Below are 11,741 nucleotides of genomic sequence, written 5' to 3' on the forward strand. Positions count from 1 at the left end.
GTGTTCGAGGCCGCGGTGTTCCGCGCCCCCACCACGCCGGTCGAGGAGATCGTCGCCGCGACCTTCGCCGACGTGCTCGGCCTGGAGCGGGTCGGCCTGGACGACGACTTCTTCGCCCTCGGCGGCAACTCCCTGTCGGCCACCCAGGTCGCCGCGAGGCTGTCGGCCGCGCTGGACACCGACCTCGGCGTGCGCGAGCTGTTCGAGTCCTCCACCGTGGTCGCGCTGGCGGCGCGCGCGGAGACCAAGGCGGGCGCGGGCGGCCGTGCGCCGCTGGCGCCGCAGCAGCGACCGGAGCTGGTTCCGCTGTCGCTGGCTCAGCAGCGCATGTGGTTCCTCAACCGCTTCGACCCCGACTCGGCGGTGGACAACATCCCGGCGGCGGTGCGGCTGTCGGGCCTGCTCGATCGGCAGGCGCTACAGATCGCCGTCGCCGACGTGCTGGCCCGCCACGAGTCGCTGCGCACGTTCTACCCGGAGGTGGACGGCGCCGCCCACCAGCAGACCGTGGCCACCGCGAAGGTCATCCCGGACCTCACGCCGGTCGATGTCACCGAAGCCGAACTGCCCGAGCAACTCGCGCGGCTGATCGGCACGGCCTTCGACGTCACCGCCGAGGTGCCGTTCCGTGCCCGGCTGTTCGAGATCAGCCCCACCGAGCACGTGCTCGCCCTGGTGGTGCACCACATCTCGGCCGACGGCTTCTCCATGGGCCCGCTGACCCGCGATGTGATGACCGCCTACGGCGCCCGGGTCGACGGCGGCGAGCCCGCCTGGCGTCCGCTGGAGGTCCAGTACGCGGACTTCGCGTTGTGGCAGCGCCAGGTACTCGGCGCCGAGGACGACCCGAGTTCGGTGATCTCCGAGCAGATCTCGTTCTGGTCGGACACGCTGCGCGGGCTGCCCGAGCAGCTGGACCTGCCCGCCGACCGGCCGCGACCCGCGGTCGCCTCCGGTCGCGGCGCCACGCACGTCTTCGAGATCGACGCGCAAACCCACGCCCAGCTCACCGAACTCGCCCGGACCAGGGGCGCGACGCTGTTCATGGTCGCGCATACGGCGCTGGCCGTGCTGCTGTCGCGGTTGTCCGGCGAGGACGACATCGCGATCGGCACGCCGGTCGCCGGTCGTGGCGAGCGCGCGCTCGACGACCTGATCGGCATGTTCGTCAACACCCTGGTGCTGCGGACGCCGATCGAGTCCGCCGCGACGTTCACCGAGCTGCTGCGTTCGGTACGCGCCACCGACATCGCCGCGTTCGGGCACGCCGACCTGCCGTTCGAGCGGCTGGTGGAAATCCTGAACCCGGCGCGTTCGCAGGCGCGGCATCCGCTGTTCCAGGTGATGCTGTCGTTCCAGAACATGGGCCGCAACAGCTTGGAGCTGCCCGGTCTGACGGTGAGCGGTGTCGACCTGCCCATCGACGTCGCCAAGTTCGACCTGCAACTGGTGCTGTCCGAACGCGACGCCGAGGCCGCGAACGGCACCGGCGCGCCCGCGGGTATCGCCGCCGAACTGATTTACGCCACCGACCTGTTCGACCCGGCCACCATGGCCGAGTTCGGCCGCCGCTTCGGCCGGTTGCTGAAGGCCCTCGCCGCCCAGCCGGACCTGCCGATCGGCGACATCGACCTGCTCGACGAGCAGGAGACCGTCCAGGCGCTGCGCGGCTGGAACGACACCGCCCGTGACCTCGGCCCGGCGACCACGCTGGTCGAGCAGTTCGCCGCGCAGGCCGCGGCCACGCCGGACGCGGTCGCCGTGGTCGACCCGGCCACCGGAACGTCCCTCGACTACGCCGAATTCGCCGCTCGCGTGCGGCGGCTCGCGCGCCGCCTCATCGAGGCGGGTGTGGGCCCGGAGACGCTGGTCGCCCTGGGCATGCGCCGCTCGGTGGACCTGGTCGTGGCCGCCTACGCGGTGCACGCCGCGGGCGGCGGCTACGTGCCGCTGGACCTGGACCAGCCCGCCGACCGTGTGCAGTATGTGCTCGACTCGGCCGACCCGGTCTGCGTGCTGACCACCGCGCGCGACGCGTTCGACGGCGCGGGCCGCGCGACGCTGAACCTCGACGAGCTGGACCTGTCCGGCTACGCGGACGCACCCGTCACCGATGCCGAGCGCATCGCGCCGCTGCGCCCGCAGCACCCGGCGTACGTGATCTTCACCTCCGGCTCCACCGGACGCCCGAAGGGCGTCGCCGTGCCGCACGCCGCGGTCGTCAACCAGATCCGCTGGATCACCGGCGAATACGGCATCGGCTCGGGCGACGTGGTGTTGTTCAAGACCCCCGCCACCTTCGACGTGTCGGTGTGGGAGCTGTTCGGGCCGCTGAGCACCGGCGGGCGGATCGTGGTGGCGAGCCCGGACGGGCACCGCGACCCGCAGTACCTCGCCGAGGTGATCGCGGCCGAGCAGGTCACCATGACCTCGTTCGTGCCGTCCATGCTCACCGTCTTCGCGGCCGGGATCGACCCGGCCGACGCGGACGGGCTCGCCTCGCTGCGGACATTGTTCGTCGCCGGTGAGGCGTTCACAGCCGACGCGGTCCTCGCCATCCGGCGGGTGAGCGATGCCGCGCTGTACAACCTGTACGGCCCCACCGAGTTCACCGTGCACGCCACCCACGGTCCGGTCGCCGACCAGGTGGACGGTGCCGTGCCGATCGGCCTGCCCGTGTGGAACGCGCAGGCGTACGTGCTGGATTCGCGCTTGCACCCGGTGCCGCCCAACGTCGCGGGCGAGCTGTACCTCGCGGGCGATCAGCTGGCGCGCGGCTACTTCGGCCGCGCCGACCTGACCGCCGACCGCTTCGTGGCCAACCCGTACGGGGAGCCCGGCGCGCGGATGTACCGCACCGGTGACCTGGTCACCCGGGACGCCACCGGCGCAATCGAGTACCTGGGTCGCACCGACTTCCAGGTGAAGTTGCGCGGTCTGCGCATCGAACTCGGCGAGATCGAGACCGCGCTGACCGCGCACGAATCGGTCGCGCAGTCGGTCGCGCTGGTGCGCTCCGACGCGACCACCGGCGACCAGCTGGTGGGCTATGTGGTGCCCGCCAACGGCGCCACGGTGGATGTCGCGCAGTTGCGCGCGCACCTGTCCGCGCACCTGCCGTCGTACATGGTGCCCGCCGCGATCGTCGTGCTCGAGGCCATGCCGCTGAACCCGAACGGCAAGCTCGACCGGCGCGCGCTGCCCGAGCCCGTCTTCGAGGCGCGGGAATTCCGCGCGCCGTCGACTCCGGTGGAGGAGATCGTCGCCGATGTCTTCGCCGAGGTGCTCGGCCTCGCGCAGGCCGGCACCGAACGCCCGGTCGGCCTGGACGACGACTTCTTCGACCTGGGCGGCAACTCGCTGATCGCCACCCAGGTGGTGGCCCGGCTCGGCGCCGCGCTGGACACCCGGATCCCGGTCCGCGCGCTGTTCGAGGCGCCGACGGTGGCCGCGCTGGCCGCCCGGGTGGAGACCCGCCAGGGCACCGGACGCCGCCGCGAACTCGTCGCGGGCCCGCGCCCACCCAAGATCCCGCTGTCGCTGGCCCAGCAGCGGATGTGGTTCCTGAACCGCTTCGACAACCAGACCGCGGTGAACAACATCCCGCTCGCGGTCCGGCTCACCGGCACGCTGGACACCGAGGCGCTGCGCCAGGCCGTCGCCGACGTGGTCGACCGGCACGAGGTGCTGCGTACCGTCTACCCGGAGACCGCCGACGGCCAAGGCGTGCAGGTGGTGCTGCCCGCCGGGCACAGCGCCGTCGATCTCACCCCGATCGAGGTGTCCGAGGCCGAGATCTCCGACCGGATCAGCGAACTGGTGCTGACCGGCTTCGATGTCACCGCCGAGGTCCCGGTGCGCGCCCAGCTGTTCCGCATCGCGGGCTCGATGGACGGCTCGCAGCCCGATACGCACGTGCTGGTGTTCGTGGTGCACCACATCTCCGGTGACGGCTGGTCGGTGCGCCCGCTGGCGCGCGATGTGATGGTGGCCTACTCGGCGCGTTCGCGTGGCGAGGCGCCCGCTTGGGCTCCGCTGCCGGTGCAGTACGCCGACTACGCGCTGTGGCAACGCGAGACGCTGGGCTCCGAAGGCGATCCCGCCTCGCTGATCGCTCAGCAGGTCGCGTTCTGGTCCGACTCCCTGGCCGGGCTGCCGGATCAGCTGGATCTGCCGTCGGACCGCTCGCGTCCGGCGGTGGCGTCCAACCGTGGTGGCGTGTACGAGTTCTCGCTCGACGCGCAACTGTTGCGTGAACTCAACGCGCTGGCCCGCGCGAACGGCGCCAGCCTGTTCATGGTCGTGCACGCCGCGTTCGCCGCGCTGCTGGCGCGGTTGTCCGGCAGCGACGACATCGCCATCGGCACCGCGGTAGCGGGCCGCGGTGAAGCAGTGCTCGACGACGCCATCGGCATGTTCGTCAACACTCTGGTGCTGCGCAGCGCGGTCGACCCCGCGACCGAGTTCACCGATTTGCTGGCGCGCACCAAGGACACCGACCTCGCGGCGTTCGCGCACGCCGACCTGCCGTTCGAGCGGCTGGTCGAGATCCTGAACCCGGCACGTTCGCAAGCGCGCCACCCGCTGTTCCAGGTGATGCTGTCGTTCCAGAACACCGGGGAGGCCACCTTCGAGCTGCCCGGCCTGGAAGTTGCCGGTGTGCCGCTGGACGTGGTGACCGCCAAGTTCGACCTGCACCTCAACCTGTCCGACCGGTTCGACGCCGCGGGCGCCGCCGACGGCATGACCGCCGAATTCGCCTACGCCACCGACATGTTCGACGCCGACACCATCGCGGGCGTCGCGTCGCGGCTGGTGCGGATGCTGACCGCGGTCGCCGCGGACGCGTCCGTGACCATCGGCGACATCGAACTGCTCGACAGCGTCGAGCGCACCGAGGTGCTGGAACGGTGGAACGACACCGCGCACCCGATGGACCCGGCGGCCACGCTGGTGTCGATGTTCGCCGCGCAGCTGGCGCGGACCCCGGACGCGCCCGCGGTGACGTTCGAGGGGACGAGTCTGTCCTACGCCGAGTTCGCTTCCCGCGTGAACCGCCTGGCCCGGCACCTGATCTCGCTGGGCGTGGGCCCGGATTCGATGGTCGCGCTGGGCATGCGCCGTTCGATCGACCTGGTCGTCGGCATGTACGCGGTGAGCGTCGCGGGCGGCGCGTACGTGCCGCTGGACCCGGATCATCCGGCCGACCGCACCCGCTACGTGCTCGACACCGCGCGACCGGTGTGTGTGCTCACCACCTCGCGTGACGGTTTCGACGCGGGCGCGACCAGGGCCGTCGAGATCGATGTGGTCTCGCTGGCCGGTTACTCCGACGAGCCGGTCACCGACGCCGATCGCCGTGCGCCGCTGCGCTCGTCGAACACCGCCTACGTGATCTTCACCTCCGGTTCGACCGGCCGCCCGAAGGGTGTGGCGGTCTCGCATGCCGCGATCGTCAACCGCCTGGTGTGGATGCAGGACGAGTACGGCTTGGACGACACCGACGTGGTGTTGCAGAAGACCCCGGCCACCTTCGACGTGTCGGTGTGGGAGTTCTTCTGGCCGTTGCAGGTCGGCGCCCGCCTCGTGGTGGCCAAGCCCGACGGTCATCGCGACCCGGCCTATCTCGTGCAAATCATCACGGGCGAGCAGGTCACCACGGCGCACTTCGTGCCGTCCATGCTGTCGGTGTTCGTGGCCGAGGAACGCGCCGACGAATGCACCAGCCTGCGCAATGTCTTCGCCTCCGGCGAGGCGCTGCCCGCCGCCACCGCGCAGCGGATGCAGGAACTCACCGGTGCGCGCCTGCACAACCTGTACGGCCCGACCGAGGCCGCGGTCGACGTCACCTATCACGAGGTGACCGAGGACGACACGGTGTCGGTGCCGATCGGCGCTCCGGTGTTCAACACCCAGGTCTACGTGCTGGATTCGCGCCTGCACCCGGTGCCGGTGGGTGTCGCGGGTGAGCTGTACCTCGCGGGCGTGCAACTGGCCCGCGGCTACGTCGCGCGCCCGGATCTGACCGCCGACCGCTTCGTGGCCAGCCCGTTCGGCGACGGCGAGCGGATGTACCGCACCGGTGACCTGGTCACCTGGACCGACAAGGGCGAGCTGGAGTACCTGGGCCGCACCGACTTCCAGGTGAAGTTGCGTGGTCTGCGCATCGAGCTGGGCGAGATCGAGTCGGCGCTCACCGCCCTGGAATCGATCGCCCAGGCCGTGGTCGTGGTGCGCTCGGACGATCGGCTGGGCGACCAGCTGGTCGCGTACGTCATCGCGACCGCCGGACGTTCGGTGGACATCGAGGGTGTGCGCGCGGAACTCGGCGGCGAGCTGCCCGCCTACATGGTGCCCTCGGCGTTCGTCGTGCTGGATGCGTTCCCGCTGAACGCCTCCGGCAAGCTGGACCGTAAGGCGCTGCCGGCGCCGGTGTTCGAGGCCAAGGTGTTCCGTGCCCCGTCCACCCCGATCGAGGAGATCGTGGCGGGCACCTTCGGCGACGTGCTCGGCGTCGCGCGGGTCGGCCTGGACGACGATTTCTTCGAACTCGGCGGCAACTCGCTGCTGGCCACCCAGGTGACCGCGCGGCTGGGCGCGGCGCTGGACACCAGGCTCGCGGTGCGCGACCTGTTCGAGGCGTCCACGGTGCTGGCGCTGGCCGCCCGGGTGGAGCACAACGCCGGATCCGGCCGGGACCGGCCGCGCCTCGAGGCGGGGGAGCGCCCGGCGCGCATCCCGCTCTCGCCCGCGCAGCAGCGGTACTGGTTCCTCAACCAGTTCGACACGGCCACCTCGGCCGTGGACAACATCCCGCTGGCCGTCCGGCTGTCCGGCACGCTGGAGGTGGCCGCGCTGGAGCAGGCCATCGGCGACGTGTTCGCCCGCCACGAAGTGCTGCGCACCACCTACCCGCGTTCGGCGGACGGGCCGCACCAGGTGATCCGTCCGGCGGACCGGTCCGCGGCGGCGCTCACCCCGATCGACGTGGCCGAGGAGGATCTGCTCGGCGCGGTCATCGGCTTCGCGCTGACCACCTTCGACGTCACCGTGGAGGTGCCGCTGGCGGTGGCGCTGTTCCGTATTTCGGACAACGAGCACGTGCTCGCGTTCACCGTGCACCACGTCGCGGCCGACGGTTCGTCGATGGGCCCGCTGGCCCGCGACGTGATGGCCGCCTACGTGGCCCGGGTGCAGGGCGAGGCGCCGCAGTGGCAGCCGCTGCCGGTGCAGTACGCCGACTACGCGCTGTGGCAGCGCGCGGTGCTCGGGTCCGAGGACGATCCGGAATCGCTGGCCGCCCGTCAGGTGGCGTACTGGACCTCGGCGCTGGCCGACCTGCCCGATCAGCTGGAGCTGCCCGCCGACCGGCCGCGCCCGCCCGCGCAGTCGTTCCAGGGCAAGGCGATCCGCTTCGAGATCGACCCGCAGCGGCACGCCCGCCTGCACGAGTTGGCGCGCGCACACAACGCGTCGCTGTTCATGGTGGTGCACGCGGCGCTGGCGGTGCTGCTGTCGCGACTGTCGGGCACCGACGACATCGCTGTCGGCACCCCGATCGCCGGACGCGGCGAACGCGAACTCGACGACCTGATCGGCATGTTCGTCAACACCCTGGTGTTCCGAACCGAAGTGAACGCTGGTGACTCGTTCGCCGATCTGCTCGGTGACGTGAAGGAACGCGACCTGGAGGCGTTCGCCAACGCCGACGTGCCGTTCGAGCGCCTGGTCGAGGTGCTCAACCCGGTGCGCTCGACCGCGCGCAACCCGCTGTTCCAGGTGGGTCTGTCGTTCCAGAACCTGGCCGAGACCACCTTCGAACTGCCCGGACTCACGGTGAGCGCGGTCAACTTCGACTCGCAGCTGGCGAAGACCGACCTGCACGTCACGCTGTACGACCGGTACGCCGAGGACGGCACGCCCGCCGAGATCATCACCGAATTCGGTTACGCCACCGATTTGTTCGACGAGGGCACGGTGCAGGGCTTCGCCGACCGGTTCCTTCGGGTGCTCGACGCCGTGCTGACCGACGCCACCGTGCGGGTGGGCGAGATCGATCTGCTCGCGGCCGAGGAGAGCGACCGCATCCTCACGGCCTGGAACGCCACCGAATACGATCTCGACGCTCTGCTCGCGGCGCGTTCCGCGGGCTCCACGCGCACCGCGACGCTGGTGTCGCTGCTGGATGCCACGGTGGCCGCGACGCCCGCGGCCGTGGCGCTGGTCGCCGACGAGCCGACCGGTCGCCGGGAGCTGACCTACGCCGGGCTGGACGCGCGGGTCAACCGCCTGGCCCGGTACCTGATCGGCCGCGGGGTCGGTCCGGAGGACCGGGTCGCGCTGGCGATCCGCCGCAGCAGCGATCTCGTGGTCGCGATGTACGCGGTCGCGAAGGCCGGTGCGGCGTACGTGCCGATCGATCCGGATCAGCCCGCCGAGCGAACCGACTACATCCTGGGCACCGCGGCGCCGGTGTGCGTGCTGACCACCGGCCGGGACGGCTTCCACACCGCCGCGGCCGATGTCGTGCAGATCGACGCGCTCGACCTCGCCGACTACCCGGCCGCTCCGGTGACCGCCGAGGAGCGCATCGGTGCGCTGACCCCGGCGAACACCGCGTACGTGATCTTCACGTCCGGTTCGACCGGCCAGCCGAAGGGCGTCGCGGTCCCGCACGCCGCGATCGTCAACCAGTTGCAGTGGGAGACCTCCGTCTTCGAACTGGGCGCCGAGGACGCGGTGCTGCTGAAGACGGCGGCGACGTTCGACCTCTCGGTCTGGGAGTTCTGGTCGGCCGCGGTTTCCGGTGGCCGCCTGGTGATCTCGGCCGCCGACGGACACCGCGACCCGGCGTACCTGAACGAGCTGATGCGCGCCACCGGCGTCACCACCCTGCACGTGGTGCCGTCCATGCTGGACGCGCTGCTCACCGAATCCGGTGGCCGCCTGTCGGCTTCGCTGCGGCGCGTGCTGGCCATCGGTGAGGCGCTGCCCGCCGCGACCGCTCAGCGGTTGCGCAGGCACAATGCCGCCGAACTGCACAATCTCTACGGCCCGACCGAGGCGGCGGTGTCGATCACCAGCCACTTGGTCACCGATGCCGACGAGGCGTCGGTGTCGATCGGCGCGCCGGAGTGGAACAGCCGGGTCTACGTGCTCGACTCCCGCCTGCGGCCGGTGCCGGTCGGCGTCTCGGGTGAGTTGTACCTGGCAGGCGCGCAGCTGGCGCGCGGCTACTTCGGCCGTCCCGACCTGACCGCCGACCGGTTCGTCGCCGATCCGTTCGGTGCGCCGGGCGACCGGATGTACCGCACCGGCGACCTGGTGGCCTGGGGCGCCACCGGCGAGCTGGACTACCGCGGCCGCACCGACTTCCAGGTGAAGATCCGCGGTTTCCGTATCGAGCTCGGCGAGATCGAGGCCGCGCTGCTGCGGCAGGACGTGGTGAGCGCGGCGGCCGTCGTCGCGCACAACGATCCGAGCATCGGCGACCGGCTGGTCGCCTATGTGGTGCCCAGGACGCCGGACGCGCTCGACAAGCGGGCGCTGCAATCCGCGCTGTCGGCCGAGCTGCCGTCGTACATGGTGCCGTCGATGCTGATCGAGCTGGACGCGTTGCCGCTCAACGCCAACGGCAAGCTGGACCGCAAGGCGCTGCCGCAGCCGACCTTCGAGAAGGCGGTGTTCCGCGCGCCGGTCACGCCGATCGAGCAGATCGTGGCGAACACCTTCGCCGAGGTGCTGCGGATCTCCGATCGCGACGGTGGCTCCGGCGGGCAGGAGCGCGGCGACCGGGGGACGACTGCGGGCAAGCGCCTCGGCCTGGACGACGACTTCTTCGCGTGGGGCGGTAACTCGCTGCTGGCCACGCAGGTCGCCGCGCGGTTGGGCGAGGCGCTGAACACCCGTGTGCCGGTGCGCCTGCTGTTCGAGGCGTCCACCGTGGCCGCGCTCGCGGTGCGGGTGGAGCAGCACGCCGACATGGGCGGTCGCCGCGCACTGACCGCGGGCCCACGCCCGGAGCACATTCCGCTGTCGCTGGCGCAGCAGCGCATGTGGTTCCTCAACCGGTTCGACACCCAGTCGGCGGCCTACAACGTGCCGATCGCGGTGCGGCTGTCCGGCGCGCTGGATGTGGCCGCGTTGCGTGCCGCCATCGCCGATTTGGTGAGCCGCCACGAGATCCTGCGGACGGTCTACCCGCAGACCGAGGCGGGTCCGGTGCAGGTCATCCTGCCGCCCGCCCAGGCCGTGCCGCGGCTGGAGGTACGGGTGGTCGCGCCGTCGCAGATCGAGTCCGCCGTGCTCGCGCTGACCTCGACGATCTTCGACGTCACCACCGAGGTGCCGATGAAGGTCGCGCTGTTCCAGATCGCCGGCGAGGGCGCGCAGGCCGGGCCGGACGGGTCGGTGGACTACGTGCTGGCCATGGTGGTGCACCACATCTCCGGTGACGGTTCCTCGGTCGGCCCGCTGACCAGGGACCTGATGATCGCCTACGCCGCGCGTGCGGCGGGTGAGGCGCCGAACTGGGCGCCGCTGGCGGTCCAGTACGCGGACTACAGCATCTGGCAGCGTGAACTGCTCGGCGACGAGAACGATCCGGAATCGTTGGCCGCCAAGCAGGTCGCCTACTGGCGCCGAGCGCTGGCCGAGCTGCCCGATCAGCTGGATCTGCCCTCGGACCGGCCGCGTCCGGCGGTGCAGTCCTTCGCGGGCGGCAAGGTCGAGCTGCGGGTGGATGCGCAGACCCACCAGGCGCTGATCGAGCTGGCGCGCGCAGAGGGCGCGACGCTGTTCATGGTCGTGCACACCGCGCTGGCGGTGCTGCTGGCCCGGTTGTCGGGCACCGACGACATCGCGATCGGCACGCCGATGGCGGGCCGCGGCGAGGCCGCGCTGGACGATCTGATCGGCATGTTCGTCAACACCCTGGTGTTCCGCACCCGGGTCGAGGCGGGCGAGGCGTTCACCGACCTGCTGGCCCGCCAGCGCGAGACCGACATCCAGGCGTTCGCCAACGCCGACGTGCCGTTCGAGCGGCTGGTCGAGGTGCTCAACCCGGTGCGCTCGACCGCGCGGCACCCGCTGTTCCAGGTGGGTCTGTCGTTCCAGAACCTGGCGCAGTCCGCGCTGGAGCTGCCCGGCCTGAGCGTGTCCGGCCTGGACATCGACACCGAGCTGTCCCAGTTCGACCTGCACCTCATCGCGACCGACCGCTACGACGACGCCGGCACGCCCGAGGGCATCACCGGGTTCTTCACCTACGCGACCGACATGTTCGATCGCGCGACGGTGCAGGGCTTCACCGACCGGTTCGTGCGTCTGCTCGGCGAGATCGTCGCAGCCCCGCGCACCCCGGCCGGTGACCTCGAACTGCTCGACGCCACCGAGCGGACCCAGCTGCTCACCGCACGCAACGCGACCGACCAGCCGGTGGACACCTCCGCCACGCTGGTGTCGCTGCTGGACGCCACGGTGGCGTCCGGGCCGAAGGAAGTCGCGCTCGTCACCGAGGACGGCGAGTCGATCACCTACGGCGCGCTCGATGCGCGGGTGAATCGTGTTGCCCGGCATTTGATCTCGTTGGGTGTGGGTCCGGAGTCGCGGGTCGCGTTGGCGTTGCGTCGGTCGGTGGATTTGATCGTGGCGATGTATGCGGTGGCGAAGTCCGGTGGTGCGTATGTGCCGGTGGATCCGGATCAGGCTGCTGAGCGCACGAGTTATATCCTCGAGACGGC

At 71.1% G+C, this 11,741-nt stretch carries 1 protein-coding gene (running past one end of the window); it reads left to right on the forward strand.

Annotated elements, in window-relative coordinates; translation table 11 throughout:
• Positions 1 to 11,741: part of a non-ribosomal peptide synthase/polyketide synthase coding region (locus tag ACFU5M_RS13880; RefSeq protein ID WP_379048760.1), annotated on the forward strand (this coding region is incomplete at its 3' end). 23,808 nt of the annotated region lie to the left of the window's left edge; the window shows 11,741 of its 35,549 annotated nt.

The organism is Nocardia sp. NPDC057455, from assembly GCF_042802775.1.
GTDB lineage: Bacteria > Actinomycetota > Actinomycetes > Mycobacteriales > Mycobacteriaceae > Nocardia.